Raw genomic sequence first — 22,534 nt, forward strand, 5'->3', positions numbered from 1 at the left:
GCCCGTGGATCAGCGGTTAAAGCAACTCGGGGGACGGACAGTCCATCACCGCGGCCATGGCGGCGATGATCTCTTTCTCCTCAGGCGTCAGCCTGCCGTCTTCGCCAGCGGCCAGCGCCATGGCCTTGAGCACGCGGGGTTTCAGCAGGGGATAGCAGTCAGCCAGTTCATGCACTGCCTTGCTGAAGGCTGCCACGCTGCACTGCTCACGCGGCAGCAACGGCAGGCCCGAAAGTGCCAGCTCTTCCATGCCCAGTTGGTAGACTGTCTCTGTGTGGCCACCGCCCTCATGGGCCAGTACCGACAGTGCCACCTGCAGCTCAGACGCTACTTTTTGCAGGCGCCGGTAGCGCGCGCTACTGGGTTTGACCTGAATGAATTCCGGGTCCAGGTAGTGACGCACCAGCTGGTACAGGCACCACTCGTGTAATTCGATACGCGCATCCGCCTGTATCAGTCGCAGCAGCGTGTGTTTCAGGCTGCGGTACTGTTTGAAGGAAACACTGCGCAGCGCCGGCAGGCACAGCTCCAGTAACGGCAGTTGCCGCGGTGCGCCCAGTTCCGCCACGGCCGGATAGAGGGTGTGGGTCAGCGCTGCCAGGCCGCGGGCTTCGCTGCCCTCCAGCACCGCCATCTGGCGCTGGTGGATATCTTCCTGTGGGCTCATCAACAGCGCACAGACCAGGGCATGTGCGCCCAGGGGCTCGTGGCTGTGGCGCACCAGGGCCACGGGGATGCCCTCCTGATCGGCGGTCTGCGCCTCATAGTCTGTGGGCTGCAGATCTGCCGCGTCCTCGGCGAAATCGGCGTCGTCCTCGGTCATCTGTGGTTGTAAGCGATCAACCGCCGCCAGCGAGGCCATCGCCGCCGCCACGATGGACGCCCGTTCGTGACCCTGGGTGGCCGACGGGTCCAGTTTCGGGTTGGGGTAGTGCTTTGGCTTGCGCTGTATGTAGCGACCGTCCCACTGCTGGTCCAGGCGTCTGATGCGTTGCTGTAGCGGTGGGTGGGTGGCAAACGCCTGCCACAGGTGATGCTCAATTTCGCCGAAGAAAATATGCGACATCTCCGCGGCCCGTGCGGCGTGCACCAGCGAGCCGGGTATATAGCCGCCGATCACCTTGAGCGCATCGGCGATGCCATTGGGGTCGCGGGTGAACTGCACGGCGCTGGCGTCGGCCAGGTACTCCTTCTGCCGGCTTATCCCGGCTTTAATGAACCCCGCCGCCAGCCCACCCAGCCAGCCCAGCAACCATAGCGCCAGACCGAGAATAGGCAGTGCCGCGCCCTGTCCTTTGGAGCTGGACCCGGAGCGTACCCGATGGGTGCTGCGTAAAAGAATGTGGCCTACATCGCCCACAAAGGTAATGCCCTTGAGCATGGCGGCCAGGCGAATGTTCAGGCGCATGTCGCCGTTGAGGATATGGCTGAACTCGTGGGCGATGACGCCTTGCAATTCGCTGCGTTTGAGGTGGTCGATGGTTCCGCGGGTAACGGCGACTACCGCGTCGGCAGGGACAATGCCCGCTGCGAAGGCATTGATACCGCGCTCGTGGTTCATCACGTAGACAGCCGGTACCGGCATGTTCGCCGCCAGCGCCATCTCCTCCACCACGTTGAGGCAACGTCGTTCGCCCTTGTCGCGGGTTTGCGGCAGGATGCGCACGCCGCCCATGCTTTCGGCGACCACCTTGCCGCCGGTGGACAGCTGTATCCAGCGCACCAGTATCACCAGCCCCACCACCGCGGTGACGGCAAGGCCAATACCGCCGAAGCGCTGCCAGCTGAAGTAGGAGAGAAAACCCTGCAGGCCGGCGCGGCTGCCGTTGTAGACGTTGTAATCGTTGGCAAAGAAAAGGAACGCGGCCACCGCGGCATTGGTGAGCAGAATCAGTGCCAGCACCGCCAGGCTGAATATCACCACCAGGGTGCGGGTGTTGCGGCGGGCGATATCCTGTTGCTGGAAAAAGTCCATGAGTTAGCGCTGCAGGAACCGGGGAGTGAGCCGGCTGAGGCGATGCTTGCAGTCGGCGCTGATTCTGCTGGCGCTGGCGCCGTCATCCCCGCCCGGGCGGTGGTCCGCCACTGCGGTGCGACGGTTCAGGCTTACATTGCTCCCCGTCATCGATTGCAACTGCCAGCGTACATGTACAACCTCACCGCCTCTTGCCGCGGGTAAGCTAGAACGAGACCGTGGGCGCAGCCTGAATCTCTGCGCTGTCTTCAAACTCCAGCAGTTGCGCGTCTTCCGGGTGGCCGAATGAAGCAGCGAAGAACACCGGCGGGAAGCTCTGGCGGAAGGTGTTGTAGACCATCACCGCGTCGTTGTAGCCCTGGCGGGCGAAGGCGATGCGGTTCTCGGTGGTGGTCAGCTCCTCGGAAAGCTGTTGCATGTTCTCGCTGGCTTTCAGGTCCGGGTAGGCTTCCATGGTCACGTTGAGCTTGCCCAGCGCACCCTGCAGGGCGTTTTCCGCGCTGGCCAGTTTGCTGATGTCGGCCCCGCCGAGATTACCGCCTTCTATGGCCTTGAGCACGGCCGCGGCATCGTTGCGGGCGGTGACCACCGCGTCCAGGGTTTCACGCTCATGGGCCATGTAGCCCTTGGCGGTTTCCACCAGGTTGGGAATCAGGTCGTAGCGCCGCTTCAGCTGCACCTCGATCTGTGCGAAAGCGTTTTTGAAACGGTTCCGCAGGCTCACCAGTTTGTTGTAGATGCTGATGACATAAATCACCAGTGCCAGTGCGACCAGCAGGAATATCACGAATCCGGACATGCTGTTTTCCCCTTACAGTTGTGTTTTTGTGAACCGGTTCAGTTTACAGCTTCCGGAATAGTAGCAAGTGATGGGCGCCGGGTCGCAGAAAAATCGTGGGAAAAAGCGGGTTGAACCCGCTGGCAAGCAGGCAGGGCACGATTGTGCGGGTATGGAGCGGGGGTAACGGCGGATTCACCCTGGCCCGGGCCCCCGTTATCGAGCTGTCCGGGCGGTCACCTCACTATCAGGCGAGGGCAGGCGCCACTTCCACCGGTACCCCGTTGACCGCGGCGTTTCCGCTCAGGTCATCGAGATAGCGGTCGTCGGTGAGGTCGTTGCAGCTGACCCCCGCGTGCGCTTCAGCGATACCCATCCGTATGCCCTTGCGGTTGTGGCCGTAGCCGTGGGGCAGGCTGACCACACCCGGCATCATCTCATCGCTGGCCTGTGCGATTACCGCGACCTCGCCCACACGTGAACTGACTTTCACTTCGCCGCCGTCGTCAATACCGCGCGAGGCCATGTCCTGGGGGTGCATCAACAGGGTGCAGCGGCCCCGGCCCTTTACCAGCCGACGGTAGTTATGCATCCAGGAATTGTTGGAGCGCACATGGCGGCGACCGATCAACCTTAACTGTTGGTCTGCAGCGCCGGCGAACTCCTCGCGCAGCCTGGCCAGGTCTGCCAGCGGTTCAGGGGTATCGCAGCGAATCTGTTTGTCTTTGGTGAGCAGCCTGCCCGGTAGCTGTGATTGCAGCGGTCCCAGGTCGATGCCCGAGGGGTGCTTCTTCAGCTCCGCCAGGCTAAGACCGCGTTCCTTCCACGGTCCGGCCTGGAGGCCCATGTCGATGATCTGCTCTGGTGGTACTGCCGCCTGTGCTTCCTGGCCCAGGCCGGCAGCCACGCGTTTGCCCAGCTCGCTGAATATCTCCCAGTCGTGCAGGGCGTCTTCCGGCGGTTCGAAAACCGGCGGGTTGTAGCGCGTGGTATTGCGCATGGCCAGTAAGTGGAAAGACAGGTCGTAGTGATCGTGCTCCAGCGGTGAGGTGGGCGGCAGGATCACGTGCGCATGGCGGGTGGTTTCGTTGATGTAGGGGTCCAGCGACACCATGAACTGCAACTGCTCCAGGGCGTTGTCCAGCTGTGCCCCGTTGGGTGTGGACAGTACCGGGTTGCCGGCGGCAGTAAACAGGGCCCGTATCTGGCCCTCGCCGGGGGTGGTTATCTCCTCCGCCATCGCCGCCGCGGGCAGCTCACGGTCGAACTCCGGCAGCCCACGCACCCGGCTCTGGTGGCGATTGAATCCGCCCGGGCCGCTGCTGGCCACCGAGTCTACTGCCGGTGTGGCGAACAGGCTGCCGCCGGGGCGGTCCAGGTTACCGGTGGCGATGTTGATCAACTGAATCAGCCATTGGCATAGCCCGCCATAGCGCTGTGTAGACAGACCCATGCGCCCGTAGCAGATGCCTGCCTCCGCTGCTGCCAGCTCACGTGCCAGACGGCGGGTGTCATCGGCGCTGATGCCGGTGTGCGGCGCCGCGAATTCGGGGGTGAATCCGGCAATTGCCTGCTCCACCTCGGCCAGGCCGGTAGTGAAGGGCGCCAGATGACCCGGGTTTATCAGTCCCTCGGTAAACAGGGTGTTGAGCAGGCCCAGCAACAGCAGTGCGTCCGAGCCCGGGGTGATAAAGAAGTGCTCGCTGGCCAGCTCTGCGGTCTCCGTGCGCCGCGGATCCACCACCACCAGTTTTCCGCCGCGGGCTTTCATGTCCTTGATGCGTTTTTTTACGTCCGGCACGGTCCATAGACTGCCGTTGGACGCCAGCGGGTTGGCCCCCAGCATCAGGAAGTACTGCGTGTGGTCTATATCCGGCACCGGGAACAGGGATTTGTGTCCGAACAGCCACAGCGACGTCAGGTGGTGGGGCAGCTGGTCCACCGAGGTCGCGGAGAAGCGGTTTTGGCTGCGGATGTGACGGAACAGGTTCCCCGGGTGGGTCATCATGCCGTAGTTGTGTACCGACGGGTTACCGGCGTAGATGCCCACCGCGTTGACCCCGTGAGTTTTTATCGTGTCCACCAGGGCGTTGGCGGTGAGGTCCAGTGCCTCCTCCCAGCTGATGGTCTGCCAGTCGGTAGAGCCGTCCTGGGCCGTAACTTTTTTCACCGGCTGGCGCAGGCGGTCCGGGTCCTCGTGGATGTCCTGCAGCGCCACCGCCTTGGGGCAGATGTGGCCACGGCTCAGGGGGTCGTTCTTGTCGCCCTTGATAGAGAGGATTTTATCCCCCTCGGTTTCGATCACCAGTCCGCAAATGGCTTCGCAGAGGTGGCAGGCGCGGTAGTGTGTGGTGGGTTGCGTGGGGGACATCTGAATGCCTCTAATGGCGATGGGCCTGGCAACAAATGTAATCGCCTCCTACACCAATAGCAACGGCGTTGTCCCGCGCCAAGCGCAGCGATTATGCTAGCGCGGGCTGCGAGCGTGGGTATGCAGTCCTTGGCTTGCCGTCAGCTGTGACCAGCCCTCTGCAACCCGGCAATGTGCTCCCGCAGGCATTGCAGGCGATGCTCATCCAGTCCATTTTGCCTTGGAGTGATACCAACGCATGCCAGTGCCGCCGCCAGCCGCTCGCTGTCTGGCGACGGTTTTGCACGCAATGCCAATAGTGTTTCTGCGCGTGGGTCGTCTATTGGCAGGTCTGTTTCCAGAACCCAAAAGCACCAGCGCGCCAGTGACCTCAGCAGCAGGGTATCACCGGCCTGTGCCATCAGCGTGCCCAGCCATCGCTGGCGTATTTTTTCAGTGCTGTCGGTGGCGATCTGGGCGCATCGGTGCTGCAGGCAGGGGTTCGAGAAACGTTCGAGCAGCTGGTCCCGGTACGTGAAAAGGTCGAAGCCCTCGGGCGCGGTCAGCGCCGGTAGCAGTTCCCTGGACATCAGTTCGGTGATTTCGCCCGCCATCGTCGGGTCTGCCATTACATCGGCCACGGTCTCTTTGCCCGCCAGTAATCCGGCTAGTGCAATGCTGGAGTGGCTGGCATTGAGCAGCCGCAGCTTGATCTCCTCGTAGGGGCGAATATCGTTGACGAACTGTGCACCGGCGGCGGCCCAGTCCGGCACGTCTGTTGCCAGCTTGTCTTCGATGATCCACTGGCAAAAGGGCTCGGTTGCCACGGCCCCCGCGTCCTGCAGGCCGATCAGCGCGGCCTGTCGTTGCAGGCCGGCCTCCGTGGTAGCCGGCACAATCCTGTCTACCATGGAGCAGGGAAAGGCGACTTCATTTTCCACCCAGTCAACCGCCTCTGCAAATGCCGAGGCCATGTATTGCAGCAGCACTGCGCGCAGTCGTGCGCTGTTTTCGCCGAGATTGTCACAACTGATAACGTTAATTGGCGCGCCGCCGCTGTGATAGCGTTGCGCGAGCCCCCTGGCCAGCACGCCAATGGCAGTAGTGGCCAGCTGTGGGTCGGCCAGATCCTGTTTTACCGATGGCAGTGCGCGAGCCAGTGTCCAGCCGTCTTCGCCCAGGCAATAACCCTTCTCGGTGACGGTAAGGGTCACCACACGAATAGCGGGGTCGGCCAGCAATCCGGTCACAGCTGCGGGTGATCGTGGCGCCGCCAGCACCCGCTGTAGACACCCGATCACTCTCAGCTCACGCAGGTTCTGGTTTTCGCTGAGCACCGAATACAGGCCGTCCTGGGGTGCCAGTTGTTGGGTTACCCGGTCGCTGCGCATGGATACACCAATAATGCCCCAGTCACCGCCGCTGCGGGCGATGGCCGTGTCCGTATAGACAGCCTGGTGGGCCCGGTGAAATGCGCCCAGGCCCAGGTGAAGAATGCCGGGTTTGAGTGTGTTGCGGTCATAGCCGGGTGTGGCCACCCCTGCGGTGACTGCAGCCAGGTTACCGTTACTCAGTCTCTTCATGTCAAAGCCGGTATGCTCGCCGGGCGAGGTTGCAGGTGAGGTCCTGCGCCAGTTCGGCAGCCTCATTCATCTCCAGCCGGTGTTCTGCCACCAGTTGCGCCAGGAAGCGGCAGTCCATGCGCCGGGCCACGTCATGGCGGGCCGGAATGGAAAGGAACGCGCGCGTGTCGTCGTTAAACCCGGCAGTGTTATAGAACCCTGCTGTTTCCGTTACCTGCTGCCGGTAACGCAACATGCCCTCAGGGCTGTCGTGAAACCACCAGGGCGGGCCCAGCAGCAGGGCCGGGTAGTGGCCGGCAAGAGGGGCCAGTTCTCTGGCATAAGTGGTCTCGTCCAGGGTGAACAGGATCAGGGTGAAGTCACGGTGGTTGCCGACCCGGTCCAGCAGGGGTTTCAGGTTGCGCACAAACTCACCAGCCAGCGGGACATCGGCGCCACGGTCGCGCCCAAAGTCCGCGAACAGCGCGGGGTTGTGATTGCGGTATACGCCGGGGTGCAGCTGCATCACCAGTCCGTCATCCAGGCTCATCAGCGCCATCTCGGTCAGTAGCTGGCCGCGAAACTGATCTGCTTGCTCGGCATTTAACTCGCCGCGCAATGCGCCCTGGTAAAGCTTTTCGCACTGGGCCGGGGTCAGGTCTTCACAGCGCGCGCTGGGGTGACCGTGATCGGTGGAGGTTGCGCCCATTTCCCGGAAGTACAGCCGTCGCTCCCGGTGTGCCCTGAGGTAGCCCGCATAGCTGCCGCAATCCTCACCGGAAATCGCTTCAAATTGCTCGATATTGCGCGAGAATCCTTCGTAATCCGGGTCCACTACCGGGTCGGGCCGGTAGGCGGTAATGACCCGGCCCGCGCCTAGTGCGTCCCGCAGTTTGCCGTGTGCCTGTAGTGAGTCCAGGGGCGATTCGGTGGTGGCGATCACCTCAATATTGAAGCGATCCAGCAATGCCCGTGGCAGAAAGGCCGGGGTTGCAAGCTGCCGGTTTATCTCCGCGTAGATGTCAGCACCTGTCTGGCTGTCCAGTTGCCGCTCAATCCCGAATACCTCCCCGAGCACGTGGTCCATCCACAAGCGAGTGGGCGTGCCGCGAAACAGGTAATAGTGGTCGGCGAAAGTTTGCCAGACCTGCTCCGGGTTCTCTTCGCAGGGGCCGCCGCAAGCAGGCTGCAAGCCCAGGCTGGCGAGACTGACACCTTTACTGTAAAGCATGCGCAGCAGGTAGTGGTCAGGTTTGATCAGCAACTCGCTGGCATTGGGGAAAGGCTTGTTATCGGCGAACCAGTTGGGGTCGGTATGGCCATGGGGACTGATGATGGGCAGCGTGCGCACCGTCCCATAGAGTTCCCTTGCTATTTCGCGCTGCCGGCTGTCGCTGCTGAAGAGTCGGTCCGGGTGGAGTGCAGAAGATGTCACGTTAACTCACTGTGATTCGAGCAGGTGATCTATTACCCGCTGCAGGTGGGCGGCCATCGCGCGGCGGGAGCTGGCAGGGTCGCGCTCTTCCAGCGCCTGTAATATCCGGCGGTGATCCTCGATGATGGGTTTTATCCCTTCTTCGCGCACGCGTTGGTGAAAGCGTTGGCTGATTTCGGATTCGTTACGTAACTGCCACAACCAGTTCACCGTGGCGCTGATTGCGCTGTTGCCCGCCGCTTCGGCAATCAAGCAGTGAAATTGCTGGTCGGCCTTTTCCTGCGCGCCATGTTGCCGGTTCTCTTGCTCCATCTCCGCCAGCAGGCTCTTTAAGCTGGCGATCTGTTCGTTGGTGATGCGCTCAGCTGCCAATGCGCAGGCCTCGCCTTCGAACAGGCGGCGGGCCTCAAGGATCTCGAAGGGGCCCGGGCCCTGATCCGCCGCTACCGGCGTGAAGGGCGCGCTGTTGTCGACCACGTAAACACCCGAGCCGGAACGGATTTCCACCAGGCCGGCAATCTCCAGGGCGATCATGGCCTCGCGTATGGTGGGTCTGCTGACGCCGAAACGTTCTGCCAGATCCCGTTCCGCGGGTAACCGTTCGCCAGCGCCGATACTGCCGCTCTGGATGACGGCCACCAGCTGCTCGGCGACCTGCAGGTACAGGCGACGGGTTTTTACCGCTTTAATTTCCATCTGGGCCTTTATGGTGTCAGTAGTCGGTTCGCGTCTTGCCAAACCTGGCGACGTCGTGCAGACTGGTAAATTGGTATGGCCAATTATCATCTCAGAGGCCGGCGCAAGCCGTCAAGTGTACAGAGGATTCGATGACCGGCGAAGAAACTATCTGTTGTGCGGGGGAGGTAATGGTTGAGTTGGCGCCCGCCGCCGGTGAGCGGCTCTATCAGCAGGGCTTTGCCGGCGACACCTTCAATACCGCCGTCTATCTGGCTCGTGCCGGCCTACAGGTGCGTTATCTCACCCGCCTGGGCGATGACGCACTGTCTTCAGCGGCTCTCGCACAAATGCGTCTTGAGGGTGTCGATACGGATAGCGTTGCTATCTCACCGGGACGTGTGCCCGGCTTGTACATGATCAGCAATGACGAACAGGGAGAGCGCCAGTTCAGTTACTGGCGCTCCGCCAGCCCCGCCAGAGAGCTTTTCGACACGGTACCTGAGGTGTCGCCTCCAGACGTGTTCTACTTCAGCGGCATCACCCTGGCGGTGACCGCTGCCGGCCTGGACAATCTGGTGGCAATGCTGGAGCAGCTGCGTTCCCGGGGCACCCGAATTGCTTTTGATCCCAACTATCGCCCTGCGTTGTGGGGCGAACGCGCCATGGCGCAGCGTCACTACCTGGCGGTATTGCCCCTCTGTGACATGATATTTGCAACCTCGGAAGACGATGCCTTGTTATGGGATATCGATGACCCGTCAGCGAGTCAGGCGTTTTATCGCGAACAGGGGGCGGCGGAGGTTGTGATCAAGGGCAATGGCTTAACGGCTTATGTGAGTAGCGAAGGCGAGCAATACCAGAGCCGGGCGGACAGGGTGGACGCCATCGATACTACAGGTGCCGGGGATGCCTTCAATGCAGCCTATATGGCCCAACGATTATGCGGCGCGGGTATTGGCGAATCAATTGCCCACGCCCAGGCACTCAGCGCCAGGGTGGTGCAGCATCGCGGTGCCATTATTCCCCGCGACGAATAGCAGGATAAGGAAGAGAAGATATGCAGGAAACATGGCGATGGTTTGGTCCCGATGACCCCATAAGTCTGCGCAACATTGTGCAGGCGGGTGCCACGGGTGTGGTCACGTCGCTACACCACGTGCCCACGGGCGAAGTCTGGCCGCAGCAGGACGTGCTGCAGCGCAAGGCGGAAATCGAAGCTCACGGCATGAACTGGGCAGTTGTGGAAAGTTTGCCCGTTCACAACGATATCAAGACCCGCAGCGGAAACTACATTCAGCTGATAGACAATTACAAGCAGTCACTGCGTCGCATCGGCGAGGCGGGCATTGAGGTGGTGTGCTACAACTTTATGCCTGTGGTTGACTGGACCCGGACCAGCCTCAGCTACAGCTTGCCCAATGGCGCACAAGCGTTGCGTTTTGAGATGACCGATTTCGCGGCCTACGATGTGTATATGCTGCAGCGAGATGGCGCAATCGCGGATTACGATCCGGTGCTGCTGGAAAAGGCGCGGCAGCGCTTTGACGCGATGTCTGCAGCCGAGAGGGCGCTGCTGGAGCAAAACATCATTGCCGGCCTGCCCGGCGGAGAGGGCTCCTACGACCGCGAGGGCATCAAGACCGCCATCGCCCAGTTTATTGAGCTTGGTACAGAGGGTATGCGCAGTAACCTCTATGCGTTTCTGGATGAGGTTGTACCCGTGGCGGAAGAGGCGGGAGTGCGCTTGTGCATTCACCCCGACGATCCCCCGTTTACCCTGTTTGGCCTGCCCAGAGTGGTGTCTACGGCTGATGATGCGCGCGCTATCCTGGATCGTGTCCCCAGTCCCTGTAACGGGCTCACACTGTGTGCCGGTTCTTTTGGAGCACGCGCCGACAATGATCTTGTGGGTATGGTGCGCGAGTTTGGTCCTGTGATTCACTTTGTGCACCTGCGTAACGTTCGCCGCGAGGCAGACGGCTCCTTTTACGAGTCTGATCACCTTGACGGGGACAACGACATGGTGGGTTTGATCGGCGCTTTGCTGGACGAGGAGCGCAGGCGCGAGGACGAGGGCAGGTCGGATCGCATTCCGATGCGCCCCGACCATGGGCACTTGATGGAGGGCGAGGCCTCTGGTGCTGTAAACCCCGGGTACTCCTACGTTGGCAGAATGAAAGGTCTCGCGGAACTGCGAGGCGTTATGTGTGCAATGGAGAGCATGCGTAACCGGACGCCCTAGCAGGTCGCTTGCCCTGCGGGTTGACAGCCCCGGGGATCAAACCTATATTGGTCAGGCCACTTGGCCATATGACGACTAATATAAAAACACCGCAGCTCTAATGCCGCGCCCAGGGAGAAATAACCCAATGATCACACCGCGAACCCCCACCGTGAGCCAACCAACCCTGCTGAGTCTTGCGCTCGCTGCCATCTTGCTGTCCCTGCCAGGTATGGCGCAGGACGCACGGGTTCTTGAAGAGGTCGTTGTCACGGCCCAGAAACGGGCAGAGAGTGTTCAGGATGTACCCATGGGTATCACCGCTATCACTGGCGATGCCCTGGTCAATGCCGGCGTTGCCAATACCACCGATCTGGTGAAGCTCTCACCCTCGCTCACCTACGGGCAGGGTGACAACAAACAGAATTCCGGCTTTTCGATCAGGGGAGTGGGCACCAGCGTATTCAGTATCGGTGTAGAAACCAGCGTGGCGGTGGTCATAGACGATGTCAGCACTGTGCAGGCGGGGCAGTCGCTGACCAGCCTGGTTGATATCGAGCGCATCGAGGTTTTACGCGGCCCCCAGAGCACGTTGTTTGGCAAAAGCGCCTCGGCGGGTCTCATCAATGTCGTTACCAAAGCACCGGCGGAAGAGTTTGAAGCGGGACTGGAACTCACGGCAACCGACGACAATGAACAGCGTGTGACCGCGTCAGTTTCAGGGCCCGTTACGCCTGATTTGAGGTACCGCCTTAGCGGCCACTGGAGTGAGCTTGATGGATATCTAGACAACCTCACCAACAACGACGAGATCAATGAAGAAGAAAGCCAGGGATTGCGCGGCAAGTTGCGCTGGGACATCAGTGATGCGGTGCAGGCGGATTTCGGCGCTTATTACAGTAAAGATGAAACCACCTGCTGCGCGTTCAGCTGGGTCGAGCTGGACCCTGAGGCCAGGGTGTTTGGCTTTGTACCCGGTGAAGTTGCCCCCGGGATTGTGCCTTCCGATGAAAACCGCGACGTTCGTCGCGACGATATCCCTGATTCGACAGCAGAGAACACCGGTTACAACGCCCGCTTTATAGTCGATCTCGGGGAGTTCACTCTCACCTCCATCAGTGCCTACGATAACTGGAACTACGAAAACGTTCAGGACGTGGATTTTTCCGATGTGGATGTGCTCGGGTTTTTCACCGGCGGGGCAGTCAGCGGCGGTTTTCGCGCTGATTCTGAAGTCGATACAGACTTTGTCTCCCAGGAATTCCGCCTGAGCTCCCCGGTTTACGACCGTTACGATTACCTGGTGGGACTCTATTACGCCGATGCCGAAACCGACCGGAGCTTCGTGCGCAACCAGGGGTTACCTATTTTGCCGTCCGATTGGAACGCAACTGCGACGACAGAGAGCGTGGCCCTGTTCGGTACATTTAACTGGCGATTCACCGAGAGCTTGCAGCTGACGGCGGGCCTGCGCTGGAACGACGAAGAAATATCTATTGATTACATTAATAATCTGGCCACTGATGATGGCAAGGTCAAGGGTGATGACAGTGATTCCGAGATCCTTGGAAACCTGTCCCTGCAGTATTTTGTCCAGGACGACGTCATGCTCTATGCGCGCTACGCACAGGGCTATAAGGGCCAGGCCTACAATGTGGTGACCGGGTTCACGCAGGCGGATGCCGACGCGCCTGTGGCGCCGGAAAAATCCGACGCATTTGAACTGGGTGTCAGATCCACGCTCTGGGACCAGCGGCTGCAGTTAAATGCCACGCTTTTCTATACCGAGTACGAGGATTTTCAGGCACAGAATACGATCATTACGCCGGAAGGGGATTTCCTTAACAAACTGCGCAATGTGGGGGAACTTGAAACCCAGGGCCTGGAACTGGATGGCATCCTCCTGCTTGGCCAGAACCTGACTGTGCAGTTTGGTGCAGCCTTCCTTGACACTGAAATTATGCGTTTCGATGGCGCGCCCTGTTATTCTGGCCAGACCGAAGCAGCGGGTTGTGTAAACAGTACCCAGAACCTGGAGGGCGCAGGCCTGCCCAATGCACCTGACTGGAAGTACAACCTGGCGGCAAACTACCACCTCGAATTGGCCAGCATGCCGTTCCATGGATTCTTCAACGTTAGCTATACGTGGCAGGATGAGGTGCACTACGGCATTACCAATAACCCGTTGGCGGTACAGGACAGCTACGGGGTGGCCAATGCCAGTTTCGGTATCAATGAAAAGGACTCGGACCTCTATCGCATCACCTTCTTTGTGAACAACATCGCCGATGAGAGTTACCGCAACGTTGTAACCGATCTCCGGCAGCTCTTTGGTGGTAAAACTGCGTTGGCGCAGAGCCTGCCCAGGGATTCCCAGCGCTATTACGGTATCCGGTTGAAATTCAACCTCTGAAGGTGATGCTGTGAGAAGTCCGGGCGCGCACGGGTTTGTGGTGACACTGCAGCGAGGGTTTGGCGCAGCAATAGGGGCTTGTTTGTTGCTGTTGCCTTTGAGCGCTGTCGGCGACCCTTGCGCGGACTATACTGATGTTCGTCGAGCTCACTTTGGTGACACGCATGTGCACACCAGCTTCTCCCAGGATGCCAACTGGCGTATGGGGGCTTCCAGGGCTACACCCTCTGATGCCTATCGGTTCGCCAGAGGTGCGCGCATCAAGCTGCCACCTTTTGACGAACGGGGCGACAGCCTTCGTTCAACCCAGTTGGCGCGTCCCCTGGATTTCGCCATTGTCACCGATCACGCTGAAAATATGGACATGGTGCGCGTCTGTTCGGACCCCGATGCGCCCGAATTCGGGGCCTGGAGCTGTGGTCGCAATCAGCTATTGGTGGATGCGCTGCGCCGCATAGGCAGTTGGGTTCCGGGCATCAGCCCCCTGTGTGAAGAGAGCTCGGCGTCCTGCGCCGCGGCAACCATCGACGTGTGGCAGGACACTATCAAAGCCGCGGCTGACCACCAGGATGAATGTGCGTTCACCACGTTTGTTGGCTATGAGTGGAGCGGAACACTCAAAGGCGCCAACATGCATCGCAACGTGATATTTCGCGGTGAGCGCGTGCCGGCACGTCCCATCAGTGCGCTGGATGCACCGTGGGTGGAAGACCTCTGGGCCCAGCTCGACCAGCAGTGCAGGGATAGCGTGCAGGATTGCGAGGCGATCACCATTCCCCACAACTCCAACTTGAGCGGTGGGCGCATGTACTCCGCGCTGATGAGTGACGGTACCAGCATGACGCCTTCGGTAGCTGAGCGAAGAAGCCGCTACGAACGCCTGGCGGAGATTGTTCAGCACAAAGGTGGCTCCGAATGCTACTTCGCGGCAGATGAGCTCTGTGGTTTTGAAAAGCTGCCCTACAGCAGTTTCCTTGGCAAGTATGTCGAGTTATTTCGAGAGCCGCCTGCGAACGATAGCCGCTATTTGCGCGAGGCCTTGCGCGAGGGCTTGCGCCTTGAGTCACAGTTGGGCACCAATCCCTTCACGCCCGGATTCATTGGCAGCACTGACACCCATATCGGGGCAGCGGGCGCGGTGGAAGAGAACCGTTACCAGGGTAATCATGGTGCGCAGCAGATTGAGGGTGATGGCTCCCTGCCACAGTTGCCCGACCGGGTAGAACAGAATCCCGGTGGACTGGCGGTACTCTATGCGGAGGAAAACACGCGCGAGGCGTTGTTCGCCGCCATGCAGCGTAGAGAGGCATACGGTACCAGCGGTACACGTATCGGTTTACGTTTTTTCGGCGGCAGGGACCTTCCCGCGGATTTATGCGAACGCGCCGACATGCTTGAGCAGGGTTACGCCCTGGGCGTGCCCATGGGTGGAGAATTGTCCACAGGTGACGTCGCGCCCGTATTTCTGGCCTCTGCGGTGCAGGATGAAGGCGCAGAAGATCTGCCAGGCACGCCATTGCAGCGCATACAGATCATCAAAGGCTGGGTGGATGAAGACGGTGGATCGCGGGAGCAGGTCTACGAAATTGCGGGTGATGCCAACAACGGCGCCGCAGTCGATATAGAAACGTGTGAACAGCGCGGTAGCGGCTTTGCCCAGCTCTGTGCGGTGTGGGCGGATCCTGATTACACCCCCGGGCAGAGCGCGTATTACTACGCCCGCGCAGTGGAGAATCCATCGTGCCGATGGCAACAGCGGATTTGCAGTGCCAATGGCGTGCGCTGTGACAATCCAGACGATGTACCCCCCGCGTTTGCCGGGTGCTGTGACGACATCGCGCCAGCGACCTTGCAGGAGCGTGCCTGGAGTTCACCTATATGGACTTCGGGTGCATCGTTGTGACGTTCGATTCGTTTCAATGTGCCAGCGGCCCAGACAGCAAATTTGCTTTTAACTTACTTTCCAGAACTTGAGGATCAGGCATGTCGATACCCAGAATGATTCAGCAATTGAGCCGGTTTTTCACCGCGCTACTCATAATGTCATTGTCCGCACAGCTGCTGCAGGCAGCTGAAAGCGAAAAAGAAAGTGGTTTGATGGCCCTCTTTGGCGCATCTGTACCGTCCTTGCCACCCAACGCGCCCCTGATGAGCAACCTTGAGGGCCGTGAAAAAACGTCCCTTAATGGCGCCTGGAACATTGTCGTTGATGAGCACAATATGGGCGACAGAGGACTGTTTGGCGGCGCTTATTATGCGCTTCCGCAAGAGCAGACCGGTATGGAGCTGGTCGAGTTCGGCTTCGATTCGCGACGTCAACTGCAGGTGCCCGGTGACTGGAATAGTCAGGACGAGCGGTTGTTTCGCTATCGTGGAGTCGTCTGGTACCAGCGTGCGGTCGACCTGAAGCCAGAGGCAGGGAAGCGTTACTTTCTGCACTTCGATGGTGTGAATTACAATGCCAACGTGTATCTGAACGGCAAGCCTCTGGCGACTCACCGTGGCGGCTATGTGCCGTTCAATGTCGAAGTGACCGATGTGGTAGTAGAAGGCAGTAACCACCTGGTAGTGCGAGTTGATGCCTCGCTGGATGAGTCGACTGTGCCAACCCGCGACACCTCTGACTTTTTCAAGTACGGCGGTATCACCCGCGACGTTCATCTGGTTACCGTAGCGGAGACTTTTGTTCACCAGTATCACGTTTTCCTGGAAGACCTGCAGACTCGTCAGTTTAAAGCCTGGGTTCAGTTGGACGGTCCGGCTGCTGCAAATCGGGAAGTATCATTTATGGTGGGCAAGGGTGGCGTAAATGTCTCCGCTCGCACCGACGAGAACGGCCGTGCAGAGGTTTCATTCAAGAGCGACCTCGCACTCTGGTCACCCGAGACACCTGTGCTGCACCCGGTGACTATTTCCGGGGAGGGTTTTGGCGTTGAGGATCGCATCGGTTTCCGCAGTGTTGAGGTTCGCGGTGCAGAGATCCTGCTCAATGGCGAGCCGGTCTATCTGCGTGGCATCAGCATGCACGATGAGTCTTTTCTCAAGTCCGGCGTTGCGTACGACCGCGCCGATGCGGAAGCCCAGCTGGGCCTGATCAAGGAACTTAACGGCAACTTCGTCCGCCTTGCCCATTACCCGCATAACGAGCATACGCTGCGCGCGGCGGATGAAATGGGATTGATGGTGTGGAGTGAGATTCCCATCGTGTCCAACATTGACTGGAGCAACGAGGATACGCTGGCTGTTGCCTTGCAGCAGATCACTGACAACGTGCACCGCGATCTCAATCGCGCGTCCATCGTTATGTGGTCCATCGCCAATGAGACCATGCCCCAGACGGCCGAGCGCTTGGCATTCCTGCAGAAGCTCGCCGAACGTGCCCGCTCGCTTGACCTCAGCAATCGCCCCCTGGCTGCTGCCCTGGTCGGCAACGTTACCGAGGAATTCACCGCGGTGATCAAGCGGCTGGTGGCTGAAATGCTGCGCGATCCGACCCTTGATGACCCCGCAGTGCACCAGCACTTGCAAGGTATGGCGGCACAACTGATCGACGACATGGACGCAGTGCTCAACGGCGAGATCGAAGTTATGCTGGAAGACCCACTGGGCGACGTGGTCGATGTGATTGGCTACAACGAATACTTCGGTTGGTACTACGCGGCGTTCCTCAACAAAATGCTGCCTGTCGATGAGGCGACCACGCGGCATTTCATCTTCAAAATCATGAAGGATATTCGGTTCCGCAACGTCTTTGGTAAACCGATTATTATCTCCGAGTTCGGCGCCGGCGCGAAGAAAGGTTACGTGTCAGACAAGGGCCCGGGCATGATATGGTCCGAGGAGTACCAGCAGCGGGTTTACGAGCACCAACTGGATATGCTCGCGCGCAACGAGCAGGTCAAAGGCCTGTCACCGTGGATACTGAAGGATTTTCGCAGTGCGCTGCGCCCTCTCAACGGTATTCAGGATATTTATAACCGCAAGGGGCTGGTGTCGGAAAAGGGTGAGCGGAAAAAGGCTTTCTATGTGCTGCGTGACTTCTATGCCCAGAGCGCCAGCGAGTAATCTGCATTGAACCTAAGCCTGGCAGATGGCCTGTGGCGCGCCATCGGGCCAGTGCTGCTGGTATTCACCCTGCTGCTGTCTGGATGTATGGGGGAGGCGCAGCAGGTCAAGCGTCTTAAGCTGGCCCACTCCCTGGATACCAACCACCCGGTGCACCAGGCCATGGAATATATGGCTGCCGAGCTCGATGCGCTTTCACAGGGCAGCATGCGTCTGGAAATCCACCCTAGCGGCCAACTCGGTGGTGAGCGAGAATTGATTGAGCTGTTGCAGATTGGCAGCCTGGCCATGACCAAGGTGTCTGCCAGTCCCCTGGAAGGCTTTGCTCCGGCGATCAAGGTGTTCAGTATTCCCTATGTGTTTCGCGACCAGGATCATTACTGGCGTTTTCTTGAGAGTGACAGGGGTCTTGAGTTGCTGCTTAGCCTGCGCAGTGTGCGCCTTCGTGGGCTGGGTTATTACGATGCGGGCAGTCGCAGTTTTTATATGACCGATAAACCGCTTCACAGCCCGACAGATCTGCAGGGTGAGAAAATTCGTGTGCAAAAGAGCCAGACCTCGGTGGAGATGGTGGAGGCCCTGGGCGGTGCGGCCACGCCCATTGCCTGGGGTGAGCTATATACAGCATTGCAGCAGGGTATTGTCGACGGCGCCGAGAATAATCCGCCCAGTTTCTATCTCTCGCGCCACTATGAGACCTCAAAATACTACACTCTGGATGAGCATACACAGGTACCGGATATCCTGCTGGTGAGCGAGCACGTCTGGCAGACTCTGCAGCCGCAGCAGCGCGAATGGCTGCAAACTGCCGCGCAGGCCTCCGTTGCGCTGCAGAAAGAGCTCTGGAGGCAGGCAACAGACGACGCCTTGAGAGCGGTCAAGGCGGCGGGCGTGACCGTTATCGTTCCCGATAAAGCACCCTTTCGCGAGGCAGTCAGACCCATGCACGACAGTTACCGCGGCACCCCCGCCGGGGCTTTGTTGAGTTACATAGAGGACCTGCCTTGAACGCTACTGTGCGCAGGCTGCAGGACTACCTGGATTGCGCCCTGCGAGGGCTGCTGATACTACTGGTGCTGGGCCTGGTATTCAGCGTGACCTGGCAGGTGGTGTCACGCTATCTTTTGCAGGCCCCCAGTTCCTGGACCGAGGAACTGGCCCGCTTCCTGCTGATCTGGATTGGTCTGCTGGGCGCCGCTTACGCCTACCGCACCGGAGCGCACATGCGACTTGATCTGCTGGAAAACGCATTGGGAAGCGCAGGGGTCCGCAGGCTGCGTGTTTTTGCCGCAGCCGCGGTACTGGTCTTTGCCCTCGCTGTGTTGTGCGCGGGGGGTCTGCGTCTGGTGCTGCTGACACTGGAACTGGAGCAGGTCTCTGCTGCGCTGGGCCTGCCCATGGGGCTGGTTTATCTGGTGCTGCCCCTGAGCGGAGTGCTCATTGCCGTTTACGCCCTGATTAATATCTTCTTCGAGGAGGCGGGCTGATGTCCCTGGTGATGTTGTTGGTGCTGTTGGCTATTCTGCTCTTCGTAGGGATACCCATCGCTTTTGCTATCGGCCTGGCCACCCTGGCTACGCTGCTGCTCACCATAGACCCGGGACCGGCGCTGGCTACGGTTGCCCAGCGCATGGCCGGGGGGTTGAACAGCTTTGCCCTGCTGGCGATCCCCCTGTTTATCCTGTCGGGTAACCTGATGGCACAGGGTGGAATTGCCAGTCGCCTGATCGAGTTCGCGCGGGCCATGCTGGGGCGGCTGCCCGGCGGACTTGCGTTCGTCAACGTGATTGCCTGCACCCTGTTTGGCGCTATCTCCGGTTCGGCGGTGGCGGCCACTTCCGCAGTGGGCGGTGTGATGATTCCCGCAATGCGCGAGGAGGGCCACGACCGTGACTTCAGCGCCGCGCTGACAGCGACGGCGTCCACCACCGGTCTTTTGATTCCCCCAAGTAATATCCTTATCGTTTACGCCGTGGCCAGTGGCAGCGTGTCGATCGCGGCGCTGTTTGTGGCCGGGTACATTCCGGGCATTATGGTGGCATTGGGACTTATGGCGCTGTGCGCGGTGCGAGTGCGACGTGAGGGTTTGCCGAAAGGGCAGCCGCATTCTCCAATGGAAGTACTGCGGGCTTGCCTGGACGCACTGCCCAGCCTGCTGTTGATCGTGCTGATTATCGGCGGCATCGTCGGCGGTATATTCACCGCCACCGAAGCCGGTGCCATTGCCGTGCTCTATGCTTTCTTCCTGGCGGTCATCGTCTATCGTGAAGTCTCCATCGGGGACTTGCCGAAGCTGTTGTTGAAATCAGCAGAGACGACGGCAATCGTGATGCTCCTCATTGCCACCTCCACGGCCATGTCCTGGCTGCTGGCCTATGAGAATATTCCGCAGGCGGTCAGCGAGGGGCTGTTATCCCTGAGTGATAACCCGATTGTAATTCTACTGTTGATTAATCTTGCGTTATTGCTGGTCGGTGCCTTTCTGGATATGACCCCGGCCGTGCTGATCTTTACCCCGATCTTCCTGCCGGTTGTCGAACAGCTGGGTATGTCGCCGCTGCACTTCGGTATCGTACTGGTGCTGAACCTTTGTATTGGCCTGTGTTCTCCGCCGGTGGGCAGCCTGCTTTTCGTCAGCAGTGCTATTGGCGGGACTTCCGTGTCACGCATAGTCCGCCCGCTGCTGCCCATGTATATGGTGATGTTCCTGGTGTTGCTGGTTGTCACCTATGTGCCTGCGACCGCCGAATGGTTGCCAGCGTTGTTCGGCTTGTATGGTGATTAGTTGATCAGGTATATCGCGTGCGGCTACAGGGCGCCTGAATGGGTCCTGGGTTCGCGTGCGCAGCGCTATGGCTGGCCGGGGTTGATGGTAACCAACCCGGCAGCCTGAATGTCAGTCAGCAGTTTCTCCAGGTCCTGCAGCAGTTGCTCGGGGGCCACCTCGTACTCGGCCAGCAGCGTGTCGTATACCGCCTGCAACTCGCCAGTTTCCTGGATCAGTTGCCAGATGCGCGTGCCCACCTCATCCAGCCCGAAGTAGTTCTCGCTGTTGAGGTCCAGCAGCACTGTCTCCCCGGACACTTCCTGGGAGATCACTTCCGGTGATAGAACGACGGTCTGGTTCAGGTTCATCGCTGTGTGCCTGTGCGTTGCGGAAGCACAGGTTGCGTTGAGTAGCGGGGAAAATCAAGCGGCGGTGCAGGGGTGTAGCCAGAAAAAAGAAAGGGTGGCCTGCACCGCAGGCCACCCATTCCCTGTATACCGCTTAGTAGATATCTTTGCGGGTGTTATACACGTTGAACTTACCTGTGGGAGTCACCAGGCGAGGATCTTTGATCACGTGCTTGAGCTTACGGGTCTTGTCATCGACTACGACAATGGCGGATTCCTGTTCCATGCCGTTCCAGACCGAGAACCAGACTTCGTCACCTGCAGCGTTGTACTCAGGCTGCACGACACGCGCCGGACCTTCCGTGATACCCGCCCACTCGGCGATAGGCAGCACTTCGTAGCCGGCTTCCAGGTCATCCACATTGTAGACAGCGACTGACTGACTCACGCTTTCCTGCGGGTGCAGGGTGTTGTCGACCCAGAGGTTACGCGACTTGGGATGCGTTTTCACGAACAGCGAACCACCACCCTGCGCCTTCAGCGTACGCACTACTTTCCAGGCGTGCTTAGGATGCTTCTTGGGGTCTGTGCCGATAAACGTCATGTTCTCGTTGCCCAGGGCGGAGGTGATCCAGACCGGCCCGTACTTGGGATCCATGATGTTGGCACCGCGGCCCGGGTGGGGGATCTTTTCGGCGTCAACCAGCGCTGCGATCTTCCTTTCCTTGGAGTCGACTACTGCAATCTTGTTGGACTGGTTCGCCGCGGTCAGGAAGTAGCGGTGTGATGCATCCCAGCCTCCGTCGTGGAGGAATCGTGCCGCCTCCAGTGTAGTCACCGACAGGGCCTCGATATTGCTGTAGTCAACCAGCAGGATTTTTCCGGTTTCCTTTACGTTGACGATGAACTCGGGGTGCTCGTGAGAGGCGACGATAGCCGCTACCCGGGGCTCAGGGTGGTATTCCTGTGTGTCCACGGTCATGCCACGAGTGGAAACGATCTTGGTCGGCTTGAGGTCAGAGCCGTTCATGAGAACGTACTGTGGTGGCCAGTAGGCACCGGCAATCGCGATCTTGTCCTCGTAGCCCTCAAACTTGGACGTTTCCACGGAGCGCGCTTCCAGGCCTATCTTGACCGTGGCGACACGCTGCGGGGGGTTCATAAACATGTCGATCATATCGATCTTGGCGTCACGCCCGATCGTGTAGACATAGCGGCCCGAGTGCGAAGCCCTGGAAATGTGCACTGCGTAGCCGGTCTCGAGGATGGTGATGATTTCCTTGCTGTCGCCATCAATCAGGGCAATTTCGCCTGAGTCACGCAGGGTGACCGAGAAGATGTTGTCGATATCGTACTTATGCTGCTGCTTTTTCGGACGCTCAGACTCAGGCACCAGCACTTCCCAGGTGTCCATCATTTCAGCCATGCCCCACTCGGGCGGCGAGGGCGGTTCGTGCTGCAGGAAGCGCGCCATCAGGTCGACTTCTTCTTCAGAGAAGTCGCCGGAGGTACCCCAGTTGGGCATGCCGGCGGGCGAGCCGTAGTTGATCAGCGCCTTGAGGAACTCCGTACCGCGCTCCTGGGTGATGTCCGGGGTAAGTGGCTTACCGGTGGCGCCTTTGCGCAATACGCCGTGACAGCCGGCGCAGCGCTCGAAGTATAGTTTGGTAGCCGTTGCGAATTCCGCTTCGGTCATATCGGGTGCACCGGGAGAGATTACTCGCTTCATCTCACCGGAGGGTACCGGGGCGCCTTTGTACGCCATTTCTCCGGGCGTTACACCGGGGTGGTCGCTGTCCTGAGCGATGGCGCTTGCTGCAGCGAGCCCCAGGGTTATCGAGACCAGGCCCGCTCCCGCGCGCCGCTTCCACGTTAATGCTTTGCTTTTCATTTTCTTTCCCTCTTCGATATGGCGACCAATTGCCACCTTATAGATGCACAGT

The 22,534-nt window shown here is 59.6% G+C and carries 17 protein-coding genes; 8 read left to right on the forward strand and 9 right to left on the reverse strand.

What is annotated here, in order from left to right; all coding sequences use genetic code 11:
• Positions 1-16 precede the first annotated feature (16 nt).
• The 7 genes from C0039_RS11230 to C0039_RS11255 form a co-directional block, all read right to left on the reverse strand.
• Entirely contained in the window at positions 17-1,975 is a 1,959-nt protein-coding gene (locus tag C0039_RS11230) for a M48 family metallopeptidase (RefSeq protein WP_101518099.1), read from the reverse strand.
• Positions 1,976-1,978: 3 nt separating this feature from the next.
• On the reverse strand, positions 1,979-2,125 hold the full coding sequence (locus C0039_RS21085; protein ID WP_157516072.1) for a hypothetical protein: 147 nt from the start codon (positions 2,123-2,125) through the stop codon (positions 1,979-1,981).
• Positions 2,126-2,180: 55 nt separating this feature from the next.
• Positions 2,181-2,774 (reverse strand): LemA family protein, encoded by a 594-nt coding sequence (locus C0039_RS11235; protein ID WP_075999197.1) that lies wholly within the window; start codon positions 2,772-2,774, stop codon positions 2,181-2,183.
• Between the two features lie 226 nt (positions 2,775-3,000).
• Positions 3,001-5,124 carry a molybdopterin oxidoreductase family protein gene (locus C0039_RS11240; protein ID WP_101518100.1) on the reverse strand — a complete coding sequence of 708 codons (2,124 nt, stop codon included), beginning with the start codon at positions 5,122-5,124 and terminating at the stop codon, positions 3,001-3,003.
• A gap of 140 nt (positions 5,125-5,264) precedes the next feature.
• Positions 5,265-6,686, reverse strand: coding sequence for a mannitol dehydrogenase family protein (locus tag C0039_RS11245; RefSeq protein ID WP_165787104.1), 1,422 nt, complete (start codon positions 6,684-6,686; stop codon positions 5,265-5,267).
• Between the two features lies 1 nt (position 6,687).
• Positions 6,688-8,100 (reverse strand): glucuronate isomerase, encoded by a 1,413-nt coding sequence (uxaC, locus tag C0039_RS11250; protein ID WP_075999194.1) that lies wholly within the window; start codon positions 8,098-8,100, stop codon positions 6,688-6,690.
• Positions 8,101-8,106: 6 nt separating this feature from the next.
• Positions 8,107-8,796, reverse strand: a complete 690-nt coding sequence (locus C0039_RS11255; protein ID WP_075999193.1) for a FadR/GntR family transcriptional regulator — start codon at positions 8,794-8,796, stop codon at positions 8,107-8,109.
• A 131-nt stretch (positions 8,797-8,927) separates the two neighbouring features.
• Between C0039_RS11255 and C0039_RS11260 the strand changes: the two genes are divergently transcribed.
• From C0039_RS11260 to C0039_RS11295, 8 genes are all read left to right on the forward strand, one after another.
• Positions 8,928-9,815 carry a sugar kinase gene (locus C0039_RS11260; RefSeq protein WP_101518102.1) on the forward strand — a complete coding sequence of 296 codons (888 nt, stop codon included), beginning with the start codon at positions 8,928-8,930 and terminating at the stop codon, positions 9,813-9,815.
• Positions 9,816-9,835: 20 nt separating this feature from the next.
• On the forward strand, positions 9,836-11,020 hold the full coding sequence (gene uxuA / locus C0039_RS11265) for a mannonate dehydratase (protein WP_101518103.1): 1,185 nt from the start codon (positions 9,836-9,838) through the stop codon (positions 11,018-11,020).
• 127 nt (positions 11,021-11,147) lie between these two features.
• Positions 11,148-13,412: a TonB-dependent receptor gene (locus tag C0039_RS11270; protein WP_165787105.1), complete on the forward strand. Its 2,265-nt coding sequence runs from the start codon at positions 11,148-11,150 to the stop codon at positions 13,410-13,412.
• 10 nt (positions 13,413-13,422) lie between these two features.
• Entirely contained in the window at positions 13,423-15,315 is a 1,893-nt protein-coding gene (locus C0039_RS11275; RefSeq protein WP_101518105.1) for a DUF3604 domain-containing protein, read from the forward strand.
• An 80-nt stretch (positions 15,316-15,395) separates the two neighbouring features.
• On the forward strand, positions 15,396-17,477 hold the full coding sequence (locus tag C0039_RS11280; protein WP_101518106.1) for a glycoside hydrolase family 2 TIM barrel-domain containing protein: 2,082 nt from the start codon (positions 15,396-15,398) through the stop codon (positions 17,475-17,477).
• 87 nt (positions 17,478-17,564) lie between these two features.
• Positions 17,565-18,485, forward strand: coding sequence for a TRAP transporter substrate-binding protein (locus C0039_RS11285; protein ID WP_076002122.1), 921 nt, complete (start codon positions 17,565-17,567; stop codon positions 18,483-18,485).
• 29 nt (positions 18,486-18,514) lie between these two features.
• A complete protein-coding gene (locus C0039_RS11290) occupies positions 18,515-18,964 on the forward strand; it encodes a TRAP transporter small permease (protein WP_423810686.1) in 450 nt (149 codons plus the stop codon).
• The gene (locus C0039_RS11295) at positions 18,964-20,262 is read left to right on the forward strand and encodes a TRAP transporter large permease (protein WP_101518107.1); all 1,299 of its coding nucleotides are present in this window, start codon (positions 18,964-18,966) and stop codon (positions 20,260-20,262) included. Before C0039_RS11290 ends, C0039_RS11295 begins: the two co-directional genes overlap by 1 nt.
• A gap of 65 nt (positions 20,263-20,327) precedes the next feature.
• Here the strand turns inward: C0039_RS11295 and C0039_RS11300 are convergent, their stop codons facing one another.
• Both C0039_RS11300 and C0039_RS11305 read right to left on the reverse strand, forming a co-directional pair.
• Positions 20,328-20,612, reverse strand: a complete 285-nt coding sequence (locus C0039_RS11300) for a PqqD family protein (RefSeq protein WP_101518108.1) — start codon at positions 20,610-20,612, stop codon at positions 20,328-20,330.
• Between the two features lie 133 nt (positions 20,613-20,745).
• On the reverse strand, positions 20,746-22,482 hold the full coding sequence (locus C0039_RS11305) for a nitrite reductase (RefSeq protein WP_101518158.1): 1,737 nt from the start codon (positions 22,480-22,482) through the stop codon (positions 20,746-20,748).
• Between the last annotated feature and the right edge of the window lie 52 nt (positions 22,483-22,534).

This window comes from Pseudohalioglobus lutimaris, from assembly GCF_002866825.1.
GTDB classification, from domain to species: domain Bacteria; phylum Pseudomonadota; class Gammaproteobacteria; order Pseudomonadales; family Halieaceae; genus Halioglobus; species Halioglobus lutimaris.

Coding starts and splice junctions, on each gene's coding strand:
- C0039_RS11260 (WP_101518102.1), top strand. CDS start 8,928: ATGACCGGCGAAGAAACTATCTGTTGTGCGGGGGAGGTAATGGTTGAG.
- C0039_RS11285 (WP_076002122.1), top strand. CDS start 17,565: ATGGGGGAGGCGCAGCAGGTCAAGCGTCTTAAGCTGGCCCACTCCCTG.
- C0039_RS11240 (WP_101518100.1), bottom strand. CDS start 5,124: ATGTCCCCCACGCAACCCACCACACACTACCGCGCCTGCCACCTCTGC.
- uxuA (WP_101518103.1), top strand. CDS start 9,836: ATGCAGGAAACATGGCGATGGTTTGGTCCCGATGACCCCATAAGTCTG.
- C0039_RS11230 (WP_101518099.1), bottom strand. CDS start 1,975: ATGGACTTTTTCCAGCAACAGGATATCGCCCGCCGCAACACCCGCACC.
- C0039_RS11245 (WP_165787104.1), bottom strand. CDS start 6,686: ATGAAGAGACTGAGTAACGGTAACCTGGCTGCAGTCACCGCAGGGGTG.
- C0039_RS21085 (WP_157516072.1), bottom strand. CDS start 2,125: ATGACGGGGAGCAATGTAAGCCTGAACCGTCGCACCGCAGTGGCGGAC.
- C0039_RS11235 (WP_075999197.1), bottom strand. CDS start 2,774: ATGTCCGGATTCGTGATATTCCTGCTGGTCGCACTGGCACTGGTGATT.
- C0039_RS11255 (WP_075999193.1), bottom strand. CDS start 8,796: ATGGAAATTAAAGCGGTAAAAACCCGTCGCCTGTACCTGCAGGTCGCC.
- C0039_RS11295 (WP_101518107.1), top strand. CDS start 18,964: ATGTCCCTGGTGATGTTGTTGGTGCTGTTGGCTATTCTGCTCTTCGTA.
- C0039_RS11280 (WP_101518106.1), top strand. CDS start 15,396: ATGTCGATACCCAGAATGATTCAGCAATTGAGCCGGTTTTTCACCGCG.
- C0039_RS11305 (WP_101518158.1), bottom strand. CDS start 22,482: ATGAAAAGCAAAGCATTAACGTGGAAGCGGCGCGCGGGAGCGGGCCTG.
- C0039_RS11270 (WP_165787105.1), top strand. CDS start 11,148: ATGATCACACCGCGAACCCCCACCGTGAGCCAACCAACCCTGCTGAGT.
- C0039_RS11300 (WP_101518108.1), bottom strand. CDS start 20,612: ATGAACCTGAACCAGACCGTCGTTCTATCACCGGAAGTGATCTCCCAG.